22 protein-coding genes and 1 pseudogene are annotated in these 26,376 nt (G+C 68.9%); 6 read left to right on the forward strand and 17 right to left on the reverse strand.

Going from position 1 to position 26,376, the window contains the following annotated elements:
- Nucleotides 1-94: 94 nt before the first annotated feature.
- The 6 genes and pseudogenes from ABFX45_RS11375 to ABFX45_RS11400 form a co-directional block, all read right to left on the reverse strand.
- Nucleotides 95-1,450 (reverse strand): M20/M25/M40 family metallo-hydrolase, encoded by a 1,356-nt coding sequence (locus ABFX45_RS11375; RefSeq protein ID WP_346129501.1) that lies wholly within the window; start codon nucleotides 1,448-1,450, stop codon nucleotides 95-97.
- 39 nt (nucleotides 1,451-1,489) lie between these two features.
- Complete coding sequence (locus ABFX45_RS11380) at nucleotides 1,490-2,326, reverse strand: S1C family serine protease (protein WP_112227105.1); 837 nt, start codon at nucleotides 2,324-2,326, stop codon at nucleotides 1,490-1,492.
- 66 nt (nucleotides 2,327-2,392) lie between these two features.
- Nucleotides 2,393-4,426, reverse strand: a complete 2,034-nt coding sequence (locus tag ABFX45_RS11385; RefSeq protein ID WP_346129503.1) for a putative bifunctional diguanylate cyclase/phosphodiesterase — start codon at nucleotides 4,424-4,426, stop codon at nucleotides 2,393-2,395.
- Between the two features lie 276 nt (nucleotides 4,427-4,702).
- The gene (locus ABFX45_RS11390; protein ID WP_346129636.1) at nucleotides 4,703-5,176 is read right to left on the reverse strand and encodes a serine protease; all 474 of its coding nucleotides are present in this window, start codon (nucleotides 5,174-5,176) and stop codon (nucleotides 4,703-4,705) included.
- Between the two features lie 49 nt (nucleotides 5,177-5,225).
- Nucleotides 5,226-5,462 (reverse strand): annotated as a pseudogene (locus ABFX45_RS11395) (trypsin-like serine protease); the annotation flags it as partial.
- A gap of 77 nt (nucleotides 5,463-5,539) precedes the next feature.
- The gene (locus tag ABFX45_RS11400; protein WP_109641813.1) at nucleotides 5,540-7,195 is read right to left on the reverse strand and encodes an FAD-binding dehydrogenase; all 1,656 of its coding nucleotides are present in this window, start codon (nucleotides 7,193-7,195) and stop codon (nucleotides 5,540-5,542) included.
- Nucleotides 7,196-7,269: 74 nt separating this feature from the next.
- Between ABFX45_RS11400 and ABFX45_RS11405 the strand changes: the two genes are divergently transcribed.
- Nucleotides 7,270-7,695: a cupin domain-containing protein gene (locus tag ABFX45_RS11405; RefSeq protein ID WP_346129506.1), complete on the forward strand. Its 426-nt coding sequence runs from the start codon at nucleotides 7,270-7,272 to the stop codon at nucleotides 7,693-7,695.
- Between the two features lie 265 nt (nucleotides 7,696-7,960).
- Entirely contained in the window at nucleotides 7,961-8,404 is a 444-nt protein-coding gene (locus tag ABFX45_RS11410; protein WP_233440236.1) for a DUF6098 family protein, read from the forward strand.
- Here ABFX45_RS11410 and ABFX45_RS11415 read toward each other — a convergent pair.
- Nucleotides 8,388-9,083, reverse strand: a complete 696-nt coding sequence (locus tag ABFX45_RS11415; protein ID WP_109641819.1) for a hypothetical protein — start codon at nucleotides 9,081-9,083, stop codon at nucleotides 8,388-8,390. The two genes, ABFX45_RS11410 and ABFX45_RS11415, sit on opposite strands and share 17 nt — an antisense overlap.
- A 20-nt stretch (nucleotides 9,084-9,103) precedes the next feature.
- On the reverse strand, nucleotides 9,104-9,352 hold the full coding sequence (locus ABFX45_RS11420; RefSeq protein WP_346129509.1) for a hypothetical protein: 249 nt from the start codon (nucleotides 9,350-9,352) through the stop codon (nucleotides 9,104-9,106).
- Between the two features lie 112 nt (nucleotides 9,353-9,464).
- On the opposite strand from ABFX45_RS11420, the gene ABFX45_RS11425 reads away from it, so the two are divergent.
- Nucleotides 9,465-9,938, forward strand: coding sequence for a PH domain-containing protein (locus ABFX45_RS11425; RefSeq protein ID WP_146231879.1), 474 nt, complete (start codon nucleotides 9,465-9,467; stop codon nucleotides 9,936-9,938).
- A gap of 251 nt (nucleotides 9,939-10,189) precedes the next feature.
- Nucleotides 10,190-13,429 (forward strand): S8 family serine peptidase, encoded by a 3,240-nt coding sequence (locus ABFX45_RS11430; protein ID WP_346129511.1) that lies wholly within the window; start codon nucleotides 10,190-10,192, stop codon nucleotides 13,427-13,429.
- Between the two features lie 53 nt (nucleotides 13,430-13,482).
- On the opposite strand, the gene ABFX45_RS11435 is transcribed toward ABFX45_RS11430, so the two are convergent.
- From ABFX45_RS11435 to ABFX45_RS11445, 3 genes are all read right to left on the reverse strand, one after another.
- On the reverse strand, nucleotides 13,483-13,758 hold the full coding sequence (locus ABFX45_RS11435) for a hypothetical protein (protein ID WP_146231880.1): 276 nt from the start codon (nucleotides 13,756-13,758) through the stop codon (nucleotides 13,483-13,485).
- 100 nt (nucleotides 13,759-13,858) lie between these two features.
- Entirely contained in the window at nucleotides 13,859-15,205 is a 1,347-nt protein-coding gene (locus ABFX45_RS11440) for an MFS transporter (protein ID WP_346129514.1), read from the reverse strand.
- Nucleotides 15,202-15,882: an alpha/beta fold hydrolase gene (locus ABFX45_RS11445; RefSeq protein ID WP_346129516.1), complete on the reverse strand. Its 681-nt coding sequence runs from the start codon at nucleotides 15,880-15,882 to the stop codon at nucleotides 15,202-15,204. The genes ABFX45_RS11440 and ABFX45_RS11445 overlap by 4 nt, the downstream gene beginning before the upstream one ends.
- 42 nt (nucleotides 15,883-15,924) lie before the next feature.
- Between ABFX45_RS11445 and ABFX45_RS11450 the strand changes: the two genes are divergently transcribed.
- Nucleotides 15,925-16,272, forward strand: a complete 348-nt coding sequence (locus tag ABFX45_RS11450; protein WP_109641831.1) for a MerR family transcriptional regulator — start codon at nucleotides 15,925-15,927, stop codon at nucleotides 16,270-16,272.
- Here ABFX45_RS11450 and ABFX45_RS11455 read toward each other — a convergent pair.
- Nucleotides 16,265-17,344 carry a mechanosensitive ion channel family protein gene (locus ABFX45_RS11455; protein ID WP_233440240.1) on the reverse strand — a complete coding sequence of 360 codons (1,080 nt, stop codon included), beginning with the start codon at nucleotides 17,342-17,344 and terminating at the stop codon, nucleotides 16,265-16,267. The two genes, ABFX45_RS11450 and ABFX45_RS11455, sit on opposite strands and share 8 nt — an antisense overlap.
- 99 nt (nucleotides 17,345-17,443) lie before the next feature.
- Between ABFX45_RS11455 and ABFX45_RS11460 the strand changes: the two genes are divergently transcribed.
- A complete protein-coding gene (locus ABFX45_RS11460) occupies nucleotides 17,444-17,569 on the forward strand; it encodes a hypothetical protein (protein WP_346129519.1) in 126 nt (41 codons plus the stop codon).
- Between the two features lie 31 nt (nucleotides 17,570-17,600).
- Here ABFX45_RS11460 and ABFX45_RS11465 read toward each other — a convergent pair whose 3' ends face one another.
- The 5 genes from ABFX45_RS11465 to ABFX45_RS11485 all read right to left on the reverse strand — a co-directional run bounded on the left by ABFX45_RS11465 (nucleotide 17,601) and on the right by ABFX45_RS11485 (nucleotide 26,298).
- A complete protein-coding gene (locus tag ABFX45_RS11465; protein ID WP_346129521.1) occupies nucleotides 17,601-18,797 on the reverse strand; it encodes a M1 family metallopeptidase in 1,197 nt (398 codons plus the stop codon).
- Nucleotides 18,794-22,531 (reverse strand): Pls/PosA family non-ribosomal peptide synthetase, encoded by a 3,738-nt coding sequence (locus tag ABFX45_RS11470; RefSeq protein WP_346129523.1) that lies wholly within the window; start codon nucleotides 22,529-22,531, stop codon nucleotides 18,794-18,796. Before ABFX45_RS11470 ends, ABFX45_RS11465 begins: the two co-directional genes overlap by 4 nt.
- A gap of 100 nt (nucleotides 22,532-22,631) precedes the next feature.
- Entirely contained in the window at nucleotides 22,632-24,395 is a 1,764-nt protein-coding gene (locus ABFX45_RS11475; protein WP_346129525.1) for a DUF4153 domain-containing protein, read from the reverse strand.
- A gap of 233 nt (nucleotides 24,396-24,628) precedes the next feature.
- The gene (locus tag ABFX45_RS11480; protein WP_346129638.1) at nucleotides 24,629-25,600 is read right to left on the reverse strand and encodes a HAMP domain-containing sensor histidine kinase; all 972 of its coding nucleotides are present in this window, start codon (nucleotides 25,598-25,600) and stop codon (nucleotides 24,629-24,631) included.
- A gap of 23 nt (nucleotides 25,601-25,623) precedes the next feature.
- Complete coding sequence (locus tag ABFX45_RS11485; protein ID WP_109641838.1) at nucleotides 25,624-26,298, reverse strand: response regulator transcription factor; 675 nt, start codon at nucleotides 26,296-26,298, stop codon at nucleotides 25,624-25,626.
- Between the last annotated feature and the right edge of the window lie 78 nt (nucleotides 26,299-26,376).

A 26,376-nucleotide genomic window follows, 5' to 3' on the forward strand; every position in this document is an offset into this window, starting at 1 on the left:
CGAGTAGCGGGCGGCGGATGCGCCGCCCGCCTAGGCCGTGTCCTGTACGTCCGTTCGACTATCGCGGACGAGACATGCAGAACACGGCGTAGCCCTACGGTGCCGGCACGGGGAACGCCACCGGGCTGCGCCGCCCGTTCGCCGCGATCGCCCGCACCCCGAAGAACACGTTGTCCTTGGACAGGTCGACGGTGCGGGCGCCGACCGGCCCGAGCGGAATCCGGTGCGTCCAGTCCGCCGCGTCGGTGGGCCTCCACATCACCTCGTACCCGGCTGCCGCCGGATCGACGTCCCAGACCAGGTCCGTCTCGTTCGTGAGCCGATTGGTCCTGATGCGCACGTTCCGCGGTGTTCCCGGCGCGGTGGCTAGCGACCACAGGACGGCGGCGTTCACCCGAGCCACCCGCGTCATGTACCCGAAGTCGCAGAACTCGGGCAGGTCGCCGTACTGCACCCCGTTCTCCACCCGGACGTCCTGGTGCTGGTGCGCGTAGTCCTCGTGCGGCTCGGTGAACCGCGCGGCGGGGAATCCCCGCTCCAGGAACGGGATGTGGTCACCGCCCCGCAGGTACCGGTCGCGCCGGTGGATCACCTCGACCTTCATCCCGGTGCCCGCGAGGTCCGTGACGAACCGCGCGAGCTGTCTGCTCGGCGAGTCGTTCTCCCCGCCGACCGACCGCCGGATCGCCGCCTGTTCAGGGGTTTCCGAGGTGGGTACGCCTTCCGCGAACAACCGCACGACGTCTCTCGCGCCGGCGGGAGCGGCACCGACGATGTCGTTGGTGAACATCCCCTGCACCCCGGTCAGCTTCGACGCCAGGTGCGCCGCGCCGTACAACCCCTGCTCCTCACCGGCGACCGCGGCGAAGATGATCGTCGCGTCCACGTCCCGCGTCGCGAGGACCCGCGCGATCTCCATGACCGCCGCCACGCCGGACGCGTCGTCGTCGGCTCCTGGAGCGTCTTTCACGGCGTCCAGCGGGTCGGACGCACGCGAGTCGTAGTGCCCGGACACCACGTAGATCCTCGACGGGTCCTTCGAGCCTCTCAGCGTCGCCAGGACGTTGGTGATGGTCGTGGCCACCGGAATTCGCGGTGACGGCGGTTGTACGAACGACTGCAGCTCCACGGCCAGCTCGCCGGGGCAGGAGCGCAGCTCCTGGAAGATCCAGTCCCGCGCGGCCCCGATACCGCGCACCGGATCGGTCTGGCTGGACAGGGTGTGGCGGGTGCCGAACGACACCAGCTTGCGCACCGACGCCTCGATCCGCCGCCGGTCGATCTCGGTCAGGACGCGCCGCAGCTCGCGGTCGGGTCGCTGCGGGGTGGTGCGGCGGCCGGGGCCGGTCGGCCACTCGGGTGCCGCCGCTGCAGGTGCACTGGTCGGGGTAACGGCCGCGACCGCGGGGCTCATCGCCGCCGCGGTCATGAACTGTCGTCGACTGGGCATCACCCCGGTCTAGACCTGGTGGGCCGGTCCGCACAAGCCTCAGCCGAGGCTGCCGACGATCTGCTTGGCCGTGTTGGACGGGATCGCGAACCCGATTCCGACACTCCCGGCCTCACCGCTGCTCGACGCCGGCGAGTAGATCGCCGAGTTGATCCCGATCAGCTCACCGGCCGCGTTCACCAGCGCACCACCGGAGTTGCCTGGGTTGATCGACGCGTCGGTCTGGATCGCCTGGTACGAAACGGAAGAGGCGCGTCGCCCCTCGCCGGGCACGGTCACCTTGCGGTCCAGCGCCGAGACGATGCCGGTGGTCACGGTGCCCTGCAGGCCCGACGGCGAGCCGATCGCCATCACCGCGTCACCGACCTTCACGGAGTCCGAGTCCGCCCACTTGATCGGGGTGAGCCCGGAGACGCCCGACGCCTTGATCACGGCGAGGTCCGACGACGGGTCGGTGGAGACGACGGTGGCCGGCACCTCGCGGCCGTCGTTCAGCTTCACGGTGAGCTGGCCGCCGGAGGACGCCACGACGTGGTTGTTGGTGAGGATCTGGCCGTCCTGAGACAGGATCACGCCGGAGCCGACGCCGTTGGCGAAGTTCACCTGAACCACCGACGGCAGCACCTTCGAGGCGACGGACGTCCAGTCCACAGTGGACTGGTTCACGACCGTCTGCGCCGACACGGAACTGGCGGCAGAAGGCGTGGCGTCCGGCGAGGCGATGACCGCGCCGGTCACACCTCCGAACAACCCGGCGACGAGTGCCGCCGCGGTGAGCATCGGGGCCGTGCGGCGCCAGAACTTCGGCGCCGGCGCAACGGCTGGCTGCGGTTCCACCAGTGACCCGCTCATCGCGGGGAAGCTCTGCTCGGTCATGGCTCCACGATGGACCGCCATCATGTGAGCAACCTGTGGGAAAAGCCAAAGAATCCCTGATAAGAACTAGCTGAGAAGAAGCGCGGAGACGTCCGCGGCCGTCAGCGGTGGCCCGAAGTGCGCCCCCTGGCCGCCCGTGACACCCAGCGAAGCCAGTCGCGCGGCCTCGGCGGCGGTGCGCACGTCCTCGGCGTAGAGCGGCAGCCGCAGGATCGACGCCCACTTCAGCAGCGCCACGGACGCGGTCTCGTCCACCCGGTTCGCGCCCTCGTCCAAGCCGTGCACGACCGCGCCGGTGAACTTCACGCCGGTCAGCGGCAGCAGGCGCAGCCGGTCGACACCGACGTTGCCGCCGTTCATCTGGTCCAGCACGAGCCCGATGCCGCGCTCGGCCAGGATCGTCAGCTCTTCCAGCTGCTCGTCGGTCAGCAACGCGGGCAGGTGCTCGTGCAGCTCGAAGCGCAGCGAGGACGGGGGCAGCCCCGTGCGGTCCAGCACGCGCGCGACCTCGGCGACGAGCTCGGGTTCCCGGCACAGCCGTGGCGGCAGGTCGATCGAGAGAGCCGGCGTCCGCGAACCCAGCTCGGCGCACCACTCACTCGCCTGCGCGCACGCCTCCGCGAGCGCCCAGTACATCAGGCGGACGATCATGCCGTTGTCCGAGGACTGGTCCATGAACGTGTCCGGGCACAGCACACCGCGTTCCGGGTGGTTCCAGACGATCTTCGCCTCGAGTGCCAGCACCGAGCCGTCCGCCAGCGAGTGGACCGGCGCGTAGTCGACCCGGAACTGGCCCTCCTCCAGCGCGCCGGGGATCGACGCGGCCAGCGCGTACCGCTCCTTGTCGCGCAGGTCCCGTTCCTTGTCGTACAACGCCCACTGCGCCTTGCCGTCGCGCTTGGCCCACCCGACCGTGACGTCCGCCGCCCGCAACAGATCCACCGCGTCGCCGCCACGTGCCGCCCGCGCCACGATGCCCACGCTCGTCGTCACGCCGACGCCGTTCGCACCTATCCAGATCGGCTCCTCGAGCTGCCTGGTGAACTCCTCGACCAGTGCGATCACGCCCCGCACGTCGCGCGGGTCCTTGATCAGCACGCCGAACTCGTCCTCACCGATGCGCGCGACCTTGCCGACGCTTTCCGTGAACACCGTCCGCAGCCGTGTCGCGACGTGCATGAGCACCCGGTTGCCCGCCTCGTGCCCGAACGCGTCGTTCACGCCGCGGAACCCGTCGATGTCGACCTGCACCAGCGCGAGCGTCTCCGGCCCCTTGGAACCGACCGCGCCCTCGATCCAGCCGAGGAACTGCGTCCGGTTCGGCAGCCCCGTCTGCATGTCGTTGAGGCTCTGGCGAACGAGTTGCGACTGCAGCGCGCGCATCTCGTTCATGTCCTCGATCATCGTGACGAAGTACGGCGGCGAGTCCGCGTTCTCCCGCACCAGGGAGATCGCCATGTGCGTCTGGATCGTCTCGCCGTCGCTGCGGATCATCCGCGCCTCGACCCTCAGGTGGTCGAGATCGGAGTCGATCAGCCGTTGCCCGGCCTTCCGCAACGCCTCGCGGTCGTCGGGATGCGCGAGATCGCGGCCGGTGACCTTCCGCATGTCCTCACGCTTGTAGTCGAGCATGGTCAGCAACGCCTCGTTGACGTCGATGATCTGACCTTCGAGGTCGACCACCACGATCGGGAACGCCGAACTCTGGAAGATCGCCCGGAACTTGGCCTCGCTGGCCCGCACCGCGCTCTCGGCCCGGCGCATCGCGTTGATCGCGGCCGTGCGGCTGATCTCCTGCTGATCGAGCGTGCGGTCGCGCATCGCCTCGGCGTACCCGGCGGCGAGCGCGGCGAGCTGAGCCGGCGAGACCTGCGTGTGCTCACCGAGATGGGTGAGCGTCTGCTCCAGCGTCGAGGAGGAGACGAAGTCGTTCTCGACCATGGAGCGGCCGATCTGCCGAGCATCGTCGGCACCACCGATGAGCAGCTGCTCGACGTACCCGCCGAGCAGTGCCTCGAGCTTCGCGCGAGTGAAGTTCGCGAGAAGGGTGCTGGAGATCGCCGCCGCCCAGTGAACGGCGTGCTCGTGGCTGTCGACCATGTTCATTCAGCTCAGGTGGCCATTCGTGGGGACCGGGGTGATCTGCTGATCGATCGTCGGACGCCAATCGATACGCCTGCGTGACCCACTTCCGCCGGGTTCGGTCGAACGGGTGACAGCTCCGCGCGGTACCACCACCGGGTGTGGGTCCAGCAGACAAGCTTACTGATCAAGACTTGCCTGTCCAACCGAACCCGGACTGCCGGTCGTGAATCATGGGATTGGCCATGAATTCACTCGTTCGAACCAACGAACGGCCTTACCGGACGCGAGCGGTCAGCGCGCGATCTCCTTCGCGACCCACGAGTTGATGGCGTCGACCCGCGCGTAGATCGCCGGGTGGTTCGGCCGCGCGCAGCCGTCACCCTTCGACACGAGGCCGATCAGCTTGCCACCCGCCACGAACGGGCCACCGGAGTCGCCGTTGCACGCGTCGATGCCGCCCTTCATCACCCCGGCGCACATCATCGACCGGTTCTCGTAGAAGTCGTTGCCCTCGTCGTCCTTGCCCCAGAAGACGCGGCACGTCTCGTCTTCGAGGATCGGGATGGAGGCCTTCATCAGGTAACCGTTGGTGCTGCCGCCCTCCTTGACCGCGCCCCATCCCAGCACGGTGGCGGACCTGCCCGGTGCGTACAGGTGACGGTCGGCCGCGCCGGCCATCCTGATCGGCTTCTGCTTCAGCGCGCGGTCGAGCGTCAGCACCGCCGAGTCGAAGGAGATGCCGTCGTACTTCGGGTTGATGACGATCTTCGTGAGCTTCCGCCACGACCACCCGCTTGTGCAACGGGATCGGCTTCGGCCCGGTCACGCCCTCGTCCACGCAGTGCGCAGCTGTGAGGATCTTGTTCGGTGCGACCACAACGCCGGTGCACCGGGGATCGCGCGTGTCGGTGGCCGGTGCCAGGTACACCGCGAACGGGTTGTCCTCAATGGACGCTCGGGTGCCGCCCACCACCTGGGCCGACGGGTCCGCGACCGCCGTACCCGTCATCAGCACGAGCAGGGCGGCCGTGATTCCACCTCGTAGCAGCATTCGCCGTTCCTTCCGCAGAGAACTTCGATACGCGGCAAGGAACGGCGAATGCTCCGTCTCAGTTCGACAAGCGCAACTTAAGAAACGGCGTCGGCCGCCGAACGCCCGGCCACCCGGCCGGAGAACAGGCAGCCGCCGAGGAAAGTTCCTTCCAGTGCGCGGTATCCGTGCACGCCGCCACCACCGAACCCGGCGGCCTCACCGGCGGCGTAAAGCCCCGGCAACACCTCGCCGGACGTGTCGAGCACCCGCGACGACAGATCGGTGTGCAGGCCTCCCAACGTCTTCCGCGTGATCACCGACAACCGGACGGCGATCAGCGGCCCGGCCTTGGGATCGAGCAACCGGTGCGGCTCGACGACGCGGATCAGCTTGTCGGTCAGGAAGTGGCGGGCCGACCGGATCGCGTTGACCTGCATGTCCTTGCTGAGGCCCGCGGTCACCTGGCGGTCGCGTTCGATGATCGTCTTTTCCAGCGCGGCGGCGTCGATGCGGTCGTCGCCGGTCAGCGCGTTCATGCCGCGTGCCAGGTCCGCGACCGTCCCCGCCTGGATGAACTCCTTGGACCTCTGGGCGAACGCCTCCACCGGCGCGACCGCACCCGGCAACGCGCGCTTCAGCACCGCGCGGGTGTCCTTGCCCGTCAGATCCGGGTTCTGCTCGGAGCCCGACAGCGCGAACTCCTTGCCGATGATCCTCTTGTTCAGCACGAACCACGAGTGCTCGTCGCCGCGCACGGTGATGTGCTGCAACGCTCCCAGCGCGTCGAAGCCGGGGAAGAGCGGGATCGGCAGGCGGTTGCCGTCCGCGTCGAGCCACAGCGGCGACGGGCCCGGCAGGATGCGGATGCCGTGCCGCGACCACACCGGCGCGTAGTTCGCGATGCCCTCGGGGTAGTGCCACATGCGGTCGGCGTTGATGATCGAGGCGCCCGCCTTCTGCGCCACCTCCATCATGTGCCCGTCCACGAAGTCCGGCACGCCGGCCAGCATGAACTTGGGCGGCTTGCCCATGCGCTCGGGCCAGTTCCGGCGAACCAGGTCGTGGTTGCCGCCGATGCCGCCGGACGTGACGATCACGGCCTGGGCGCTGAGGGAGAAGTCTCCCGTGACCGTGCGGGAGCTCGGTTCGGCGCGAGCGACCGACGACGGCTCCAGGACCTCACCGGAAACGCCGTCGCACACGCCGTTGGTGACGTTGAGGCCGGTGACCCGGTGCCGGAACTTCAGCGTGACGAGGCCCTTCGCCACGCCCTCGCGCACGCGGCGCTCGAACGGCGCGACCACGCCGGGCCCGGTGCCCCAGGTGACGTGGAACCGCGGCACCGAGTTGCCGTGCCCGTCGGCGAGATAGCCGCCGCGCTCGGCCCACTGCACGAACGGGAACCAGCGCACCCCCATGTTGTGGAGCCAGGAGCGTTTCTCCCCGGCGGCGAAGTCCACGTAGGCCTGCGCCCACAGCCGGGGCCAGTGGTCGCTCTCCCGGTCGAACGCCGCCGAGCCCATCCAGTCCTGCAGTGCCAGGTCGTGCGAGTCCTTGACCCGAAGCCTGCGTTGCTCGGGGGTGTCCACCATGAACAACCCGCCGAACGACCACCAGGCCTGGCCGCCGAGGGACGCCTCCGGCTCCTGGTCCAGGAGAATGACCTTGCGGCCCGCGTCCGCGAGCTCTGCGGTCGCGACGAGACCTGCGAGGCCCGCGCCGACGACGATGACATCCGCGTCATGTGCCATCGGGCGAGCATAGATCCACTGCTGGTCACGCACGAGACCTGAATCAAGTTCACTTTCTGGGGAGAGTTGAGACGATGACCTTCCGACCGGCTTCTGAGGTGGGTTTCAGCACCAGCACCACCAGGTTCGTGGCACCCGGATCGGTGACGAACGGCGAGTTCGGCCTGTTCGAGTGGCGGATGGACGCACGCCAGCCCGGCGCCCGGCCGCACTTCCACAAGACCTTCTCCGAGTCGTTCTACGTGCTCGAAGGCGAGATCACGCTGTTCGACGGCGACGAATGGATCAAGGGTGGCGAGGGCGACTTCCTCTACGTCCCGCCGAACCGGCCCCACGCGTTCCGCAACGACAGCGACGCGCCGGTTCGCATGCTGATCCTGTTCTCGCCCGGTATCGCCCGCGAGAACTTCTTCCTGGAGGTGGGGAAGGCCAAGGGGCTGAGCCCGGAGGAGCTGGAGGCGTTCTACGCCCGTCACGACCAGTACAACCTGCCTGGCTGAGGGTGCCGCCGACCGCCACTACCGGTGAGGGGGGTTTCCGGTGTGCCGGTCGACGGCGGGTTGACCGCTGCGCGAGCGCACAACGCCTGCGGAAGGACTTTTCCAGCCTGGGGGTGCCGGATCGTCCTGGCGCGGGCTCCAGCGCCAGCGGCCAACCACATTGTTGAACGTACAACCGGAGCGTGGTGTTCCGGTCGGCTTTCACTGTGACAGGACTCAAATCCTTCAGGTTGCCTTCAGGTTCAACCGGGGTATGTCACCAGGTGTGACGGATGAGCTGCCCACGATCACAGATCTCGCCGAGCTGGTCGGCCTTCTGGGTGACGACGTCTACGTGCGCTGGTCGAAAGGCCCGGACGCGGACGCCGCCTCGACGTCGCGCGACTCGCTGACCGGCGTGGAGCTGCCAGGACTTTCCGCGAGCCCGCTGCGCGTCGAGCCGTGGTGGGGAGACCGCTCGCGCAAGCTCTGGGTGGCCCGCCGTCTCTTCGACTACCGCCACCTGCGCGACCTGCGTGGCCCGGACGTCCGCGCGTGGGTGCTCCGCGGCGCCGAGGTGGGCCGCGGCCCGGACAACGAGCCCCTGGTCCGCTGCCTCGAAGCGCTGGCCTGGGTGGCTGACTCCGCGTTGAGCGAGTGCGAGGACCTGGTCCACGCCCAGCACTCCGACGAGTGGGGCCCGCTGGACCGCTCTAGCTCAGATCGCTGAGCTTGCGTTCCGCGGCCTTGCGCGCCTTCTCCGCGGCCGCCGTGACCCGCTTGGCGTCCTCCAACCGCTCCGCCGCCCTGTCGAACGCCCGCTGCGCCGCCAGCTGGTCCGCCTGAGCCTCCCCGAGAGCCTGCTCGGCCTCGTCCAGCGCCTGCTGCGCCTCCGCCCGCTTCCGCTCCTGCCGCTCACGCCGCTTGCGGGCCAGCGCGTCCTCGCCGTCGCCCTCCTCCTGCACGGGCTCCGGCACCGGCACGGCGAACCCGAACCCGGAGTACTCCAGCGCCTTCGTGAGGTGCCCCGCCCGCACCTGCTCGGCGGACTCCGGGTCGGCCATCGCGGCGGTCAGCGTGTTCCGCACCTGCGTGACGGCGTCGTCCGCGAGCGGCCCGGTCAGCTCCAGCGTGCGGTAGACGAGGGATTCGAGGAGCTCCTTGCGCTTGCGGCCGAGCTCCCGCATGGTCAGCTGCGCCGTGGAGAGGCTCAGCGCCTCCTCCAGGTCCTTCGGCGCGTCTCTCACCAGCCGGTTCACCGCCCAGGCGCCGACGGTCGGCTTGCGCAGGTCGGCGATGGCCCTGGCGAGGTCCTTGTCACCGGCCTGCTTGGCCGCGGTGTTGCGGGCCGCGGTGAACTCCTTCGGGGGCAGCCCGTAGAGCTCGTCGGCGACCGGCTTGAGGTCCATGGGCGCAAGGTAGCGCCTGATCAGCGATCAGTCTCGCTGAATCCGCTCAAGCGCCGCTGCCGTGCATGCGCGGCAGCGACCTGCGTCTTGCCCAACCCGCGCTGTCCGGTCACCACACAGACCGGCTCACTCAACAACGCGAGCGCGGCAGGCGTTTGGAAGTTGGGCGGCTCATGCGGGATGAGCCCCGTGACCACCTGATGCGCAGGCACGGCAGGCAGGCCCAGGTATTCCGCCCGCAAGGGAATGCCACCATCCTGGTTTCGCACCGAACAATGCCGAGCGCCCGAATCAGGTAAACAGGATGGGGAGATGCACACCAGGTGGAGATGGGTTCTCTTCGGGCTCGGCGCGGGCGTCGCCGCCGGCGGACCGATCGCGATGGCGGGCGGCCCGTGGTACGGCTACGTCTTCGGCGGCCTGTGGTCCCTGATGGGCGGCACGGTCGCGTGGCGCAGCTTCCGGATGGGCACGAAACTGACCGCTGAAGGCATCACGTCGAACAGCCTCGACCGGCAAACCGTCATCGAGTGGTGCGACGTCAGAACGATCGAGCCCGCACGCCGGCGCAATCTGATCTTCTTCCACACCATCGCCCCCGCCGTGCGCCTCCACACGGGCAAGGAAACGCTGACGGAGCTCAGCCTGCTCTCGGTCAAAAAGGACTCCGTGCCCGAGCGAACCGCGAGCCAGGTCGAGGAACTCCGGCGTGCGCTGGCCGGGCACCGCATTAACTGCCCCGCCTGCGGAGCGCAGCCGAAACCGCTCGCGACCAGCCAGAGCATCGCCCAGCGCCTGCGGTCGAGATTGCGTTCCCTCATGCGTGGAAATAGCGATCAGTCCATCGTCCGCTGACATGATCCCGTTACAGGTCAACAACGTTCACCGTTGACGCAGGTCTTGACATTCCCCTCTATCAGCTCTTGACTGGAGGGCAACCGCTCGTTCCACGCCTAAAGTGAAACGCGCAGCATTAATGCGGTGCCTGGACAATCCGCTGAACAGTCCAATGTGGATCTGGAGAATGCTCCAGGAAGACGATTGCCCCTCGGCAGGCGAAGAGATGTGCTTCGTGCACTCTTTACCCCACGAAGGGCATTTGCGCCGTGAAGAACTGGAGACGCCGCACCGGAACGGTCTTGTTGACCGCGGTGCTGGGTACTGCCGGGCTCGGCTTCGCCGCCACTCCCGCCATCGCGCAGAACACAGCGCAGCAGGACGCGCCGGCCGCCGACAAGCAGCTGGACAAGAAGGACCGCGAGCTCGTCGACGAGGCCGCCCGTCAGGGCAAGCCGACCGTCGACCTGCTGGTCGCCGCCGAGGACGGCAAGACCGACGCCGCGGTCAGCGAACTGAAGGCGCTCGGCGCCACGGTCCAGAAGACCGAGAAGGACGTCGACTACGTCAAGGTCACCATCCCGCGCGACAACGCGGAGAAGGCTGCCAAGCTGAAGTCGGTCAGCACGGTGGACGTCGACGGCCTCGTCGTCCTCGACGACCCGCGTCCGCAGGGCATGGAGCAGCCGGCTCCGCAGAAGGCTCCGGACGCCAAGACGGCGCGCACCAACCCGTACATGCCGACGCAGGACACGCAGGCGGCGCAGTTCGCCCTCGCGCACCCGCAGTGGGACGGCCGCGGCACCACGATCGCCGTGATCGACTCCGGCATCGACCTCGACCACCCCGCGCTGCAGACCACCAGCACCGGTGAGCGCAAGATCGTCGACTGGTTCACGGCCAACAACCCGACGTCCGGCGACGGCAGCTGGGTCACCATGACCAAGACCGGCCGCACCGGCAAGTTCGTCGAGGGTGGCAAGGAGTGGACCGCCCCGGCGACCGGTGGCCCCTACTCGTTCGGTCTCTTCCGCGAGATCGCGGGTGACCTCGGCGGTGCCGGCAGCGAGACCGGCGGCGACATCAACCGCGACGGCGACCGCGCCGACTCGTGGGGTGTCATCCAGGACATCCAGACGAAGGAAGTCTTCGTCGACACCGACGGTGACGGCGACTTCACCAACAACCCGCGGATGATCGACTACAAGGTCAAGAAGGACGTCGGCTACTTCGGTGCCGACAACCCCGCGACCCCCGTCGTCGACCGCATGGCGTTCGTCGTGCAGACGGACAAGTCGATCTACGACGCCGGCGGCACCCCGTACGTCAGCCTCGGCATCTCCGGCGGTGCGCACGGCACCCACGTCGCGGGCATCACCGCGGCGCACAAGATGTTCGGCGGCAAGATGGCCGGTGCCGCGCCCGGTGCGAAGCTGATGGCCATCAAGGCCTGCCTCTCCACGCCGTCCTGCACCAGCTCCGGCCTGATCGACGGTGTCCTCTACGCCGCGCGCAACGGCGCTGACGTCGTCAACATCTCCATCGGTGGCCTCCCGGCCCTCAACGACGGCAACAACGCCCGTGCGGAGCTCTACAACCGCACGATCGACGAGTACAACGTCCAGCTCTTCATCTCGGCCGGCAACTCGGGTGCGGGCGCGAACACCGTCGGCGACCCGTCGGTCGCGACGAACGCGGTGAGCGTCGGTTCGTCCATCACCAGCGCGACCTGGCTCTCCAACTACGGTTCGACGACCGCGCAGAAGCAGAACCTGCACGGCTTCTCGTCGCGCGGCCCGCGTGAGGACGGCGGCTTCAAGCCGAACATCGTCGCGCCGGGTTCGGCGATCTCGACCACGCCGCGCTGGCAGCAGCCCGGCCCGGTGGCGGGCACGTACGCCCTTCCCGCCGGCTACGCGATGTTCAACGGCACCTCGATGGCCGCCCCGCAGGCGACCGGTGCCGCCGCACTGCTCGTGAGCGCGTACAAGGCCACGCACGACGGCCAGAAGCCGACCAGCGCCGAACTGCGCTACGCGATCCAGCGCAGTGCCAAGTGGGTGGACACCCTCAGTGCCTACGAGCAGGGCGCTGGTCTGTTCAACACCAACGCCGCGTGGACGTTGCTGGACCAGCACGGTGTGCCGAACAAGGTCACCACGTCGGTCCCGGTCAGCACTGTCCTCAGTGGAGGGCTCGCCACCCCGAACGTCGGTGTCGGCATCCACGACCGCGAAGGTGTGACCGCTGGCCAGGAGTACACCCGCACCTACACGCTGACCCGTACCACCGGTCACGACCACCTCGAGACCTGGAAGGTCTCCTGGAAGGGCAACGACGGCACGTTCAAGGCCGCCAAGACCGTCGACCTGCCGCTGAACACGCCGGTGCAGTTCCCGGTGAAGATCAAGGCCGGTACCGCGGGCGTGCACAGCGCCGTTCTGCAGCTGGACGACGTCGAGACGCCCGGTGTCGACGTGCAGACCCTGAACACCGTGTTCGCGGCGGAGAACTTCAACGCCGCCAACAAGTTCTCGGTCACCAAGTCCGGCACGATCGCGCGCAACCAGTCGACCAGCCTCTTCGTGAACGTGCCCAAGGGCACGACCGCGCTGAAGGTCGACATGGCCGCCGGTGGCGCCGAGGCAGGCAAGGGGCAGGTCCGCTTCCTGCGCTTCACCCCGCAGGGCGTACCGCTCGACGTCACCAGTTCGACCAACTGCTACAACCCGGACGCGGGCGCCGGCTGCTCCGGTGGCACCCCCACCAGCCGTACGGTGACCAGCCCGATGCCCGGTGTCTGGGAGATCGTGGTCGAGGCGCGCCGCACCTCCGACGCCGCTGAGGCGCCGTACTCGGTGACCGCGTCCGTGCTCGGCACGTCGATCAGCCCGAACCCGGACGTCGTCCCGTCGGCCGCACTGGGCACCCCGCTCGACCGCAGCTACACCGTGACGAACACGCAGGCCGCGTTCAACGGACGGCTCGTGGCCGGTCCGGTCGGCAGCGCCACGACGGGCCGCCTGTCGATCGCCAACCTGGAGACCAAGTTCTTCGACATCCAGGTTCCGGCGGGTGCGTCGCGGATCACGACGACGATCGGCAACCCGTCCGACGCCGGTGCCGACCTCGACCTGTTCCTGCTCAACTGCACGTCGGGCAGCTGCGTGGTCGCCGGTCAGTCGGCTGACGGTGACTCCGAGGAGTCCGTCAGCGTCAACGCTCCCGCCGCGGGTCTGTGGCGCGTTCAGGTGGACGGCTACGCGGTGCCCACGGGCACCACGCAGTACGACTACATCGACGTCTACACCGCAGCCGGCCTCGGCACGCTGACCGTGACCGACAGCAATGCCGACCGCGCCGCCGGTGCCTCCTGGACCGTGGCGGGCGTCATCACCCCGCAGGGCCAGCCGGGTGCGGGCCGCGTGTTGCGCGGTGAGCTCGAGGTGCGCACGGCGAACGAGAACGTCGTCGGCCGTGGCGCCGTGATCGTCCAGTCGGTCAGCTGAAGCTCCACTGATTGACGCAGAAAGCCCCAGGGTCCACGAGATCCTGGGGCTTTCTACGGTTCAGGGAGCTTGTTGCCGAGCGGCTCGTCCAAGTCCACTTTGGACACGCCGGTGATGAGACGTGCGTCTTCCACCTTGTCCACCGGCATCTCGGCCCGCAGGTAACCGATTCTGGGATCCCGCGACTCGATGGTCGCGCCCAGCTTCGTCAGTGCCTGCTCGACCTCCTCGTCGCGTCCCGGCTGCACGGAGATCATCAGTGGCACGGTGAGGTGGCCGTCGCGCTTCGCCTGCTCGATCCGGTTCCTGTCCGGTTTCGCTGAAGACACGGTCGGGACCTCCGCGTACGGCACGGCTGGAGACCCGTTCGTACCACAGCTTCCGAGAGCCAGCGCGCAAAACGCGACGGCGAGCGGTCTTCTCATGCGCCTAGGACGGAACGCGCTCCGCGAGCGGTTGCATCCTCGTTTCCGGCACGTTGAACATCATGATGACGGTGGCCACGACCACCACGCCCCCGATCACCGCGAACGTCCAGGTCAGCCCCAGATGTGGCCACAGCAGCGCACCGAACAGCACGGGCACGAACCCGGCCCCGATCCGGCTGACCGTCGAGGCCCAGCCGAACCCGCTGGCCCGCAGGTGCGTCGGGTACAGCTCGGGCGCGAACGCGTACAGCGCCGGAATCGCGATCTGCACCAGCATCCCGAACAACGTGATCCACGCCTTGGCCGCCACGTCGATGTCGAGCTGCAACGCGAACAGGACCAGCGCCAGCGCCGCGAGCGGCGCGCTGATCGCGATCACCCACTTGCGCCCGAACACGTCCACCAGCCACGCGCTGACCAACGCGCTCACGATGCCCACCGCCACGGTGAGCGTCGTGACCATGAACGCCGCGTACGTCCCGTACCCCTGCGCCTTCAGGATGCTCGGCAGCCACGTGACAGCGCCGTAGTACAGCAGGAACACCGCGAGGAACAGCACCCACAGCGCCGCCGTCCGCCTCGGGTCGAACCGCCAGATGTCCTTGAGCTGCGTGAACATCGCCTTGGGGGAGAGGCTCTGGGTCTGCTGGAGCTCCGGGAGCCTCCACTCCTCCCGCGGCGCGCCGGTTTTCGCGACGAGCTGGTCGATGACGCGTTTGGCCTCGTCGGGTTTGCCCTTGGCGACGAGGAACATCGGCGACTCCGGCACACCGCGCCGGATCCAGAACAGCAGCAACGCGGGCAGCACCATCGTGAGCATCAGCAGCCGCCAGCTGCCCAGCTCGGCGAGGTAGGCCGCCGTGAGCCCGCACAACGTGGCTCCCAGCGGCCAGAACCCGTGCATCGCCGCCAGCACCCGCCCGCGCACCCTGGCGGGCGTGAACTCGCCGACCAGCGCGAAGTCCACCGGGATGCACCCGCCGAGCCCCACCCCGGCGAGGAACCGGAACACGCAGAACGTCACGAAGTCCGGCGACGCGGCCCCGGCCACCGTGAAGACCGAGAACATGAGGATCGTCAGGCTGAACGCCTTCTTGCGCCCGATGATGTCGGCGACCGCACCCCACGCGAACGCGCCGACGGCCATCCCGATCAGGTTGGCCGTGCCGACCCACCCGCGTTCGCCGAGCGTCAGGTTCCACTCGGCGCTGACCAGCGGAATCAGGAACGCGTTGAGCGTGACGTCCCACGCGTCGAACAGGAACCCGAGCCCGCCGATGATGAAGATCGTCCCTTGGGCGCGCCACCGCCACGGCAGGCCCTGGACGACCTGGTCCCCGGTCCTCATGCACTCAGTGTGCTGGATCCATTGCGGATGGTCGCGGCGAGGAGCTCCGGGTTCGTGACGTGCGCGATGTGACCTTCGCCTTCGAGCGTGACCAGGGTGCCCCCGGTGTCGCGCACGACATCCCGTGCGGCGGGCCCGAAGATGTGGTCGGTGTGCTCGCCGACGATAACCGTCACCGGTACCTGCAACTTCGGTGGCTGGTACCGGAAGCTTTCGACCGTCGCCAGCTCGCGCGACGTCGTCTCGAGCAACTCCTGCGCCTTCAGCCATCCCTCCGGATCGGTGTCGCGGAACTGCTGCTCACCCGCGATCTCAGTGACCGTGATCTCCAGCGCCAGATCCCGGTCGCCCCTGCTCAACGCATGCCTGAAGCTCGCGACCTTCGCACTGTCGACGTGGAGCGCCGGCTCGTACAGCACGAGCGCCTCGAGGTCGTCGCGCTCCTGAGCCGCCAGCAACGCGATGAGTCCGCCGTAGCTGTGCCCGATGAGGGTCGCGTTCTTGTGCTGGTCCAGGACTTCGTGCAGGTCCTCGACCTCGGTGCGCAGGCTGTGGTCGTCGGGCAGCGGCACCCCGCTGCGCCCTCGCCTCTCCGGTACCGCGGCAGGCTCCAGCAGGGCTTTGACCTGGTCCCAGTCCGCCGCCACGCTCTGCGCGCCATGAATGATCACGTTCATGTTCTGGAACGTAAGGCTTGACATCAGTGTCAAGGTCAAGTCGTGCTGATCGGTGAACTGGCCGCCGCGTGCGGCGTCTCTGCCCGCTCTGTCCGCTACTACGAGCAGTGCGGCCTGCTGACGTCCACGCGCTCCTCGAACGGCTACCGCACGTACTCGCAGTCCGACGTCGAGACCGTCCGACGCATCAAGGCTCTGTTGAACGTGGGCCTGCCCATCGCGACCATCGCCCAGCTGCTCCCGTGTGTACTGGACGCCTCACCACGCCTGGACCCGTGCACGAACCTCATCGCGACCCTGCGCGCCGAGGTGGACCGCCTCGACGCGCAGGCCGCCGAGATCGCCCGCTGCCGCAGCCTGATCACGGGCATCCTGGAACGCTCTACTTAGGCCCCGCAAACGCTTGCTCCCGCTGCGCCCCGTCCAGGCTCTCCCCGAACACCCGCGCGTCGGTGTGCTGGTCGCTGGCTGGCTGCTGCCGCTTGACCCCGGTGACAGCGCGAGTCCTGACCTGCGGCAACGCGCCGCCGTGCTGCCGCTGTACCCAATCCACCAGGTGCTCACGAACCAAACAACGGAGATCCCACAACTTCCCGGCATCAGCCGCACTGACCAACGCCCGCAACCGCACGAACCCCTGGGTGGCGTCCGTCACCTGCAACACGGACACCCGCCCGTCCCACAGGTCACTGCCCTCCAACATGGACCGCATCTCCTGCCGCATCGCCTCGACCGGCACGGTCCAGTCCAGATCGAGCTCAACGGTCCCCAGCAACGCCGACTGCGTGCGCGTCCAGTTCTGGAAGGGAGTCTTCAGGAAGTACGAGGTCGGCAGCACCAGCCGCCGGTCGTCCCACAGGTGCAGCACCACGTACGTCAGCGTGATGTCCTCGACGCGTCCCCACTCACCTTCAACCACCACAACGTCGTCCAGCCGCACCGCGTCGCTGAACGCGATCTGCAGCCCCGCGATCAGGTTGCCCAGCAACGACTGCGCCGAGAACGCCGCCACCGCACCGATGACCGCGGCCGAGGCCAGCACGGTCGATCCGACCGCCCGCGCCCCCGGGAACGTCATCAGGATCGCCCCGACCGCCAGCACCCCGATGACCACGAGCACCAGACGCCGGACCAGCGTGATCTGCGTGTGCACGCGCCTGGCGTGCCGGTTGTCCGTGACGTCGGTGCGAATGCGCGACAACGAAACGTCCACCAGGGTGCTGATCAGCGCGGCCAGCAACCAGGCACCTGCCAGGATCAACGCGATTCCCAGTGCGTGCAGGGCGATCGGCGCGTCGATCGGGTAGACGCTCAGGCTTATCTGGGCCGCCAGCAGCGCTCCGAACATCTGGCCGGGCCGGTACATCTTGCCGCTGTGGGTGAAGCGGCGCACCAGCCGGTGAATCACCTCCACCGCCAGCAACGCGAAGGCCACTGAGCAGCCGAGCACGACGAACAGCACGTCTTTGTCCTCCTCCCGTATCGAGGCCGGATACCCGCTGTCTGGTGGGTGGCACACCATGAGACCGCTCACGTGAGAGGCTCACGGAGGTGAGAGCAGGTGGAAGTCCGGGTGGGAACGGCTGTCGTGCTGGTCGAGATTCCGGACGGCAGGCACGATCTTCCGCTGGGAGGGCTGATCTCCTTCCGGACACCGGAAGTTCAGCTCCATCCGTGCAACCCGTAGTCCAGGAGCGGAGGCCCGGCTGGCGAGTCGGCTAGAGCGGTAGCGCGGGCTCGAACAGCCAGCGGGTGAGCAGGTCGCGGTGCCCGGCCAGCGCGAGGAAGTCCTCCGTGGTCACCACACCGTGCCGGTTCCGCGCACACCACTCCCGCAGCAACGCGAAGAACGAGTCGTCACCCATCTCACGACGCAGAGCGTGCAACGTCAAAGCCCCGCGCTTGTACACCCGGTCATCGAACCAGTCGGCCCGCGCCGGCCGCCCGATCACCAGGTCCTGCGGCAACCGCGCAAGCAGATCCTGAGCCCCAGCAGCACAAGCGTCGGCAGAGCGGCCACCGGAAGCCTCGGACCACAACCACTCCGAGTAGCAGGCGAAACCCTCGTTGAGCCAGATGTGCTCCCACGACGCGATTCCGACGGAGTTGCCGAACCACTGGTGCGCCAACTCGTGCGCCACCAACCGTTCTGAGCCCCGCCGCCCGTCCACGTGGTTGGACCCGAACGTCGACAACGCCTGGGCCTCAACGGGAACGTCGAGCTCGTCGTCGGTCACCACGACCGAGTACTTCGCGAACGGGTAGGGGCCGAACAGCGACGAGAACACGTCGATCATCTGGTTCTGCCGCGCGAAGTCGTGCGCCACGAGCCGGCGAAGCCGAGCCGGTGCCCACACGCCGGGCAGCGCCTCGACGTACTGTCCGATCTGGACGGTCGCCAGGTAGGTGGCCATCGGTGCGGCCATCGAATACGTCCACCGCGTGGTGCTGCCGGACACCTTGCCGTCCACCAGCACCCCGTTGCACACGACCACATAAGACGAAGGCGCGGTCACGTCCAGCAGGTACGAGGCCTTCGACGAGGGCTCGTCCAGGCACGGGAACCAGGACGGCGCGCCGATCGGTTGCGAGGCCACCAGCGAGCCGTCGGTGAGCTGGTCCCAGCCGAGGTCGCCCCACTCCGGTGTGGACACCGGCACGGGCGTTCCCGAGTAGCGGACCTCGACCGAGAACGACCCGCGCACGGCCGCGCGAACGTTCAGCACGCCACCCGCGTGCGCGTACCGCGCCGGTTTGCCGTTCACCAGCACCTTCGAGATCCGCAAAGGGCCGAAGGACAACGAGAACGACGAGAGCGACGTGCAGGAAGCCTGCAGCACCGCACGCCCGGAGAGGCGTGCGGAGTGCGGCTTGTAGTCAAGCTCTAGTGCGTAGTGATGTACCGAGAAGCTCATGTCCACGCGGAGATCGGGTTGCCCAGCCAACGGGTTCCCGACGGTACATCCTCTCCGCGCATGACGAGCGAGGCGGGTCCGATCGTGGTGTTGGCGCCGACGGACGCGCCCGGCAGAACGATGCCGTGCGGACCCAAAGTAGCGCCGGAGCCCAGGGAAACGCGGTCCATGCGCAGGATCCGGTCGTGGAACAGGTGCGTCTGGACCACACAGCCGCGGTTGACCGACGCGCCGGCGCCCAGGGACACCAGGTCGGCCTCGGGCAGCCAGTACGACTCGCACCACACGCCACGACCGACGGACGCGCCCAGCGCGCGCAGCCACCAGTTCATGATCGGCGTACCGCCGGAGAAGCCGACCAGCCACGGCACGGCGAGCACCTCGACGAACGTGTCCGCCAGCTCGTTGCGCCAGACGAAAGCCGACCACAGCGGGTACTCACGCACGCGGAAGCGGCCCACGAGCGTCCACTTGGCGATCACGGCGACCAGGCAGGCCGCGACACCGGCGCCCAGCAGCACGACGCCGGACCACCAGAGCCCGAACTCCTTCAAGGCGAAGAGCACGAGCACGACCAGCGCGACGTTGAGCATGACAGGGACGAACCGGCACAGCTCCACCAGAGCCCGCGCCCACATCAAGCGAACGGGCGGGTCGAACGTGCGGGACTGGTCGGACACCTCGGCGGCACGCGGCAGCTTCATCGGGGGCATGCCCAGGTACGAAGAACCGGCCTTGGCGCGCTTCGGGGCCGCGGACAGCACGCCGACGAGGCCGCCCTTGGGCACGTTGCGGCCGGGGGCGGTCATGCCGGAGTTGCCCAGGAACGCGCGCTTGCCCACGCGGGCCGTGGCGATGCGCAGCCAGCCGCCGCCGAGCTCGTACGACGCGACCATCGTGTCGTCGGCCAGGAACGCGCCGTCGCCCACGCGGGTCATGCGGGGGAGTGCGACCACGGTGGACGCTTCGACGCGGCGGCCCACCTTCATGCCCAGCAGGCGCAGCCACACCGGCGTGAACAGCGAGGCGTACAGCGGGAACAGCGCAGAGCGGGCGATGTTCATGAGGCGCTCGGTGGTCCACGCCTGCCACGCGACGCGGCTGTGCACGGGGTAGTGGCCCTCGCGCATGCCGATGCCCAGCAGTCGTACGAACACCAGGACGAGCAGCGCGTAGGAGCCGAACCAGATCGAGGAAGCGACCGGGACGTCCCACAGCGCCGACGTCAGGGAAACCGGGCGGCGCAGCACGTACAGCACGGCGGGAGCGGCCGCCAGCAACGGCAGCGCGCCCAGCAGGCCGGAGGACACGCCGTACATGAAGTTCCAGAGGTACGAGCGCGAAGGACGGCGTGACGGGAACGAGCGCGCCGCCTTGCCCTCGCGGATCGCGGGCACGCCTGCCCAGCGCTGGCCCGTCGGAACGGAGCCGGCGACACCCGAACCAGGGGCGACCTCGGCGCGCTTGCCGACGCGGGCGCCGGGGAACAGCGTGCTGCGGGCACCGACCGTCGCGCCCGCGCCGATGCGGATCCGGCCCAGCACCAGGCGGTCGCCGTCCAGCCACCAGCCGGACAGGTCGACCTCGGGCTCGACGGCGGCGCCGCGGCCGACCTTCAGCATGCCGGTGACCGGCGGCAGCGAGTGCAGGTCGACGCCAGGGCCGATCTTCGCGCCCAGCGCCCGCGCGTAGTGCGTCACCCACGAGCCGGACAGCTCCGTGGCGCGCGACATCTGCGCCAGCATCTCGGCGGTCCACAGTCGCATGTGGATGGAGCCGCCGCGGGGGTACTCGCCCGGCTTCACCCCGCGCAGCAACAGTCGCGCGCCACCGGCGGAGACAGCCAGCCTGCCGAGGGGAGAGATGAACACCGCCCACCCGGCGGCAACCCACCACCAGGACACGGAAGTCCAGCCCAGCACGTTCGAAAGGGCCGTCAGTGCGACGACCCACCGCGCGCCGGCGATGGTCAGCAACGGGATCATCAGCAACGTCTGCAGAACGCCCGTCCAGCGCGGCGTCGGAGCGACCTCGCGCACCTCGGCCGTCGCGCCGTACGACTCCAGGCGGCGCGCGAGCTTGTGCAGCGTCGTGTTCTGATAGATGTCCGACACGGAAGTGCTCGGGTAGCGCGTGCGGACCAGCGAGACGAGCTGCGCCGCGGACAACGAGCTGCCGCCGGACGCGAAGAAGTCCGCGTCCTCGGAAGCCGGACCGGAACCCAGCACGGCCGCCCACTGCTCGGCCAGCCAGCCCTCCAGGCCCGAGAACACCACGCCGGCGGTGTCCATCGACTCCAGCGGCCACGGGAGCGCTGCCCGGTCGACCTTGCCGGACGTGCGCGTCGGCAGCGTGCCGACCACGGCGATCAACGGCACCAGGGCCGCAGGAAGCTCGGCACGCAGCTGGTCGACGGCCGCGGCCTGGTCGAACTCGCCGTCGATCACGACGTAGCCGACGAGGATCTGGTTGCCGCCACGCGTGGTGCGCACGGCAGCGGCCGCACCGGCCACGCCGTCCAGCGCCTGCAGCGCCGCGTCGACCTCGCCCAGTTCGATGCGCCTGCCGCCGAGCTTGATCTGCTCGTCCGCCCGGCCGAGGAACACCAGGCCCTCCGGCTCGGCGCGAACCAGGTCGCCGCTGCGGTACGCGCGGTCCCAGCCCATGGAGGGCAGTGGCGCGTACTTCTCGGAGTCCTTGGCCAAATCCAGATAGCGCGCCAGGCCGACGCCACCGATCACCAGCTCGCCCGCCGAACCCATCGGCACGACCTCGCCGGCCGCGTCGACGACGACGAGCTCCCAGCCGTCCAGCGGCAAGCCGATGCGCACTGGACCGGAACCGGTCATCCGCGCGGCACAGGCGACGACGGTCGCTTCCGTGGGGCCGTAGGTGTTCCAGACCTCGCGACCGTCCACGGCGAGGCGCTCGGCCAGTTCCGGCGGGCACGCCTCGCCGCCGAAGATCAGCAGGCGCACGTCGTCCAGCGCCTCGACCGGCCACAGCGCGGCCAGCGTCGGAACCGTCGAGACGACGGTGATCTCCTGCTCGACCAGCCACGGGCCGAGGTCCATGCCGGTGCGCACCAGCGAACGCGGTGCGGGCACCAGGCACGCGCCGTACCGCCACGCGAGCCACATCTCCTCGCAGGAGGCGTCGAACGCGACGGAAAGTCCCGCCAGCACACGGTCTTCGGGGCCGATCGGCTCGTCCTGCAGGAAGAGCCGCGCCTCGGCGTCGACGAACGCGGCAGCGCTCCGGTGCGTCACGGCAACACCCTTGGGCTTGCCGGTGGAGCCGGAGGTGAAGATGATCCACGCGTCGTCGTCCAGCGACGGTTCGCCCGGCATGCCGAGCGGAGTGCCGTGCAGCACAAGGGATCGGCCCTCGCCGAGCACGGCGGACACGCCCGCCTCTCCGAACACGAGCTCCGCTCGTTCGTCCGGGTCCTCGAAGTCGACGGGCACGTAGGCCGCACCCGCCGCGAGGGCCGCCAGGATCGAGACGTAGAGGTCGACGGTCCCGGACGGCACGCGAATGCCGACCCGGTCGCCGACCCCGACACCTTCGGCGGCGAGCTTTTCCTTGAGTTCCAGCACTTCCGTGATGAGCGCGCGGTACGTGAGGGCGGTCGTGCCGTCGTCGACGGCCAGCGCGTTCGGGTGCTGTTCGGCACTCGCGCGCAGGATGTCCAGCAGTGTGCGCGGTGTGGGCGCCTCGCCTGCCGTGAACATCGATCGAAGAACAACGGGTTCGGCCGCAATGGTCACGACAGCGTCACTTCTCACCCTCTCGGCAACTGGTGGACCCGCAACTTTACCTCCAGTTAACGGACTACCTCTCTCCGGAGTACGACGACTCACAGGTGACATCAGTCACCGCAACGCTTCCGAGTGATTTGCGAGCGTTGTGCCGTGCCAGGTTCCACTCCCGCCAGTCCTGCTCGACGTTGCCGCGATTCTTCAGCCACCGCAAGGAACACGAGCGCTGCGGCTCTGGCAGCCTGACGAGCGCGGGCACCGCGTCCTCCGACAACCGCGACAGGTAAACGGTGTCGATCTTCTTCGTCGCCTCGAACCTGCTCACGTTGTAGTCGGCCACCACCTGCTCGGGGTTCATCACCACGACCGCGAGGAAGAACGCCGTGCCCGTCCCGACGATCGCCTTGGGCAACCAGTTGGCGCGCAACGTGATGCCGCTCCCGATCACCATCAGGTAGACGACGGCGAGCCAGACCTCGCACGAGGAGACCAAAAGCCTCAGCACGGTCCACCCGTACGCCTGTTGGTAGAACCACATGCGGCTCAACGCACTCGCCACGATCACCAGCGTCAGCACCGCGAGCGACCCGAGCAGGATCCGCAGCCACAACTGTTCCCGCGCGGTCTTCCTCGCCGCGAACCGCGCCACGCCGGCGATGACCCCGAGCGTCAGGATCGAGACCCACAGCAGCTGCCAGAACCCGGACCGCGCGTACTCGGCGAACGTGACACCCGCCGTCTCCATCACGTACTTCTCGCCACCGAACAGAACCGCGAGCTGCGTGCCGACGAACCCGGCGAACAGCACCACGAGCACACCGACCGGCAGCGCGTAGTCCTTGACCCGCAACGTGCCCGGCTTGCTCTCCGCGTCCTCGTTGATGCTCGGGGGCGCCGTCACGAGGTAGCACGCACCGACAGCGCCGAACGCCGCTACGCCGCCGAAGAACGCCATCCGCACGTACCCGCCGATTTCGAGTTCGGGCACCAGGCTCTCGAGGAACTTCCCGAACGCCTGGTCGGCCCCGGCGAGCAACGACCCGAAGATGAGCAGCAACACCAGCGCCACGCCGACCGAGATGAACGGCCTGATGCCGACCGGCCCGCGCTTGCTGAAGCCCTTCGCGACCCACGGAATCGACCGCAGCCCCGCAAGCCCGATGCCGAGCGCGCCGAAGACCAGCCCGCGGACGGTCCTGCCGCCCGCCATGGCGATCGAACCGCACATCATCGACGCCAGCACGCACAGCGGGAAGACCCACTCGGCGGCCCGCAGGAAGCCCATCGCCAGGAACGCCAGCGCGGCCGCCAGCCAGAGCGCGCGTTCGATGGACGGCTTGCCCGCGTAGAACAGGACGCCGCCGACGCCGAACAGCGCCGCGAGGAACCAGCCGATGCCGTTGTTCGGCGGGGCGAGGAAAGCGCCGGCCAGGCCCGCGACGAGTCCGACGACGAGGACCTTGTGCGGTGCGCCGGTCGTGGGCGGCTTCCACCAGGGCATGAACGGGACGCCGGGCGCGGGCGGGACGACCACCGGGCCGACGGTGGGGTAGCGGGGTACGGCCTGCCACGGTGAGGGCGGGGGCAGGGTGGCGGTGGCGACCTTCTCGGGCTCGGCGACCTGTGAGGCTCCGGCGGCCTTTCCGGGTCCGGCGGTCTTCTCAGCTGCCGGTGCCTCGGCGGGCCTCTCATTCGCCGCCTGATCTTGTCGGTCCCCCTGAGTAGGTTGAGTCGCAGGGGTTCCCAGCGAGGGGGTACCCCTGCGCGAGCCTGCCTCGGCATCGGCGACGGCCTCTTCGACCGGCTCGGCGGCCTCCATGCCCCCGGCCTCAGGCACCTCAGCGCTCCCAGTCCCCCCAGGCTCCGGCGCACCCCCGGAAACAGGCCGATACCCCACCTTCCGGAAGTGCCGGTACCGCCGCCGAGCAGCGCCCCCGTCCGAACCGGCCTTCTCCTCGGGCGACTCAGCGGAGCCGGGCGATTGCGTCGAGTCAGTCATGTCTCTCTCCCAAGCCCGAAAACGGGCGCGCTTCACCGTCACACCACGACGTGGTGCGAACAACAACCAAGTCAGCGAGGCAAAGTCACCCGGATGCACGACCCGGGATCCACCACGGCGATCGTCCCGCCGTGCAGATCCACCACCCACCGGGCGATGGCGAGACCGAGCCCGGTCCCACCACCGCCCGCCCTCTCCCCTCGGGTGAACCTCTCGAAGATCCGGGAGCGGTCAGCCGGAGCGATCCCCGGCCCCTCGTCCCGGACCTCCAGAACGACAGCACCCCCGGAAACACCGCCCGACACGGACACCAACCCCCCGATGGGTCCGTGCCGCGCAGCGTTGTCCACCAGGTTCACCAGCACCTGGTGCAGCCGCTCCCCGTCGGCGAAAACCGTCAGGTCCCCCGGCACGTCGATCGAGAACGACGCAGAAGGTGCCGCCACCGCCGCCTCGGCCACCACATCGGCGACCAGGGAGGACACCGACAGGGTCTCCCGGTTCAGCGACAGCACCCCGGCGTCGATCTTCGACAGGTCCAGCAGCTCGGTGACCAGCCGGCCCAGCCGTTCGGTCTGCGCGAGAGCGGTCTTCATGGTCGCCGCGTCGGCCACGGCCACCCCGTCGACCACGTTCTCCAGCACGGCCTGCAACGCCGAGATCGGCGTCCGCAGCTCGTGCGACACGTTCGCGATCAGCTCCCGCCGCTGCTGGTCGGCGGCGCCGAGATCGGCGGCCATCACCGTGAACGCCTCGGCCAGCTGCCCGACCTCGTCGGACGACGTCGCCCGGACCGACCGCGAGTAGTCCCCCGAGGCCATCGACCGGGCCGCTGAGGTCATCTCCCGCAACGGCGAAGTCATGCCGTGCGCCAGCAACTGCGACGTCAGCAGTCCCAGCACCAGTGCGATCAACGTCGTCCGCGGCGGCAACCACCCCGTCACGTAACGGAAGTACGCGAACGACACACACCCCGACACCACGATGACGATCCCGAGCTTGAGCTTGATCGACCGCACCGAGTCCAGCGGACGCGGCAGCATGTCGAGCCAGCCCAGCACCTTCTTCACCGGGGCACCTCCAGCGCGTACCCCACGCCGTGCACCGTCCGGATCAGGTCGGCCCCGAGCTTGCGCCGCAACGCCTTCACGTGGCTGTCGACCGTCCGCGACGAAGCCCCCTCGTGCCACCCGCACGCCTCCGCCAGCAACCGCTCCCGCGCCTGCACGGCAGAAGGCCGCTCGGCCAGGAACACCAGCAGGTCGTACTCGGTCGGCGTCAAATGAGCCTCCACCCCCGAACGGGAGACCCTCCGAGCCGCCAGATCGATCACCAGGTCCCCGAGCTCCAGCGACCGCGACGTGGTCGCCCGCGACACCCGGCGCAGCAGCACGTGCACCCGTGCCGCCAGCTCACGCATCGAGAACGGCTTCGTCAGGTAGTCGTCCGCCCCCACGGCGAGACCGACCAGCAGATCGGTCTCGTCCCCCCGGGCGGTCAGCATCAGCACCGGCACCGAACGCGACGCCTGGATCCGGCGGCACACCTCCAGCCCGTCGAACCCCGGTAGCATCACGTCGAGAACGACCAGGTCAGGCACGAAGGAAGCGGCCATGGCGACCCCGGAAGGCCCGTCATGAGCCACCGACACCACGAACCCCTCGGCCCGCAGCCGCGCGGCCACGGACTCGGCGATCGTGATGTCGTCCTCCACGACGAGCACCCGGCGCTGACCTGTCATGGCGGTGACTTTATGTGCATGTCGTGGAGGACGCCGGGACAAGTTGTGAAGATCGTGTGCAGAAGCCGCAGGGTAAGT

The organism is Lentzea roselyniae (genome assembly GCF_039537795.1).
In the GTDB taxonomy this organism is placed as follows: domain Bacteria; phylum Actinomycetota; class Actinomycetes; order Mycobacteriales; family Pseudonocardiaceae; genus Lentzea; species Lentzea atacamensis.

Bases quoted from the DNA above. Each gene is read 5' to 3' on its own strand.
- ABFX45_RS11375 (WP_346129501.1), bottom strand. From the start codon at position 1,450: ATGCCCAGTCGACGACAGTTCATGACCGCGGCGGCGATGAGCCCCGCG.
- ABFX45_RS11380 (WP_112227105.1), bottom strand. From the start codon at position 2,326: ATGACCGAGCAGAGCTTCCCCGCGATGAGCGGGTCACTGGTGGAACCG.
- ABFX45_RS11385 (WP_346129503.1), bottom strand. From the start codon at position 4,426: ATGGTCGACAGCCACGAGCACGCCGTTCACTGGGCGGCGGCGATCTCC.
- ABFX45_RS11400 (WP_109641813.1), bottom strand. From the start codon at position 7,195: ATGGCACATGACGCGGATGTCATCGTCGTCGGCGCGGGCCTCGCAGGT.
- ABFX45_RS11405 (WP_346129506.1), top strand. From the start codon at position 7,270: ATGACCTTCCGACCGGCTTCTGAGGTGGGTTTCAGCACCAGCACCACC.
- ABFX45_RS11415 (WP_109641819.1), bottom strand. From the start codon at position 9,083: ATGGACCTCAAGCCGGTCGCCGACGAGCTCTACGGGCTGCCCCCGAAG.
- ABFX45_RS11425 (WP_146231879.1), top strand. From the start codon at position 9,465: ATGGCGGGCGGCCCGTGGTACGGCTACGTCTTCGGCGGCCTGTGGTCC.
- ABFX45_RS11440 (WP_346129514.1), bottom strand. From the start codon at position 15,205: ATGAGGACCGGGGACCAGGTCGTCCAGGGCCTGCCGTGGCGGTGGCGC.
- ABFX45_RS11445 (WP_346129516.1), bottom strand. From the start codon at position 15,882: ATGAACGTGATCATTCATGGCGCGCAGAGCGTGGCGGCGGACTGGGAC.
- ABFX45_RS11465 (WP_346129521.1), bottom strand. From the start codon at position 18,797: ATGAGCTTCTCGGTACATCACTACGCACTAGAGCTTGACTACAAGCCG.
- ABFX45_RS11470 (WP_346129523.1), bottom strand. From the start codon at position 22,531: ATGTTCACGGCAGGCGAGGCGCCCACACCGCGCACACTGCTGGACATC.
- ABFX45_RS11480 (WP_346129638.1), bottom strand. From the start codon at position 25,600: ATGCTGCCGCGTCCGCTGGACTCGGTGCGGTCGATCAAGCTCAAGCTC.
- ABFX45_RS11485 (WP_109641838.1), bottom strand. From the start codon at position 26,298: ATGACAGGTCAGCGCCGGGTGCTCGTCGTGGAGGACGACATCACGATC.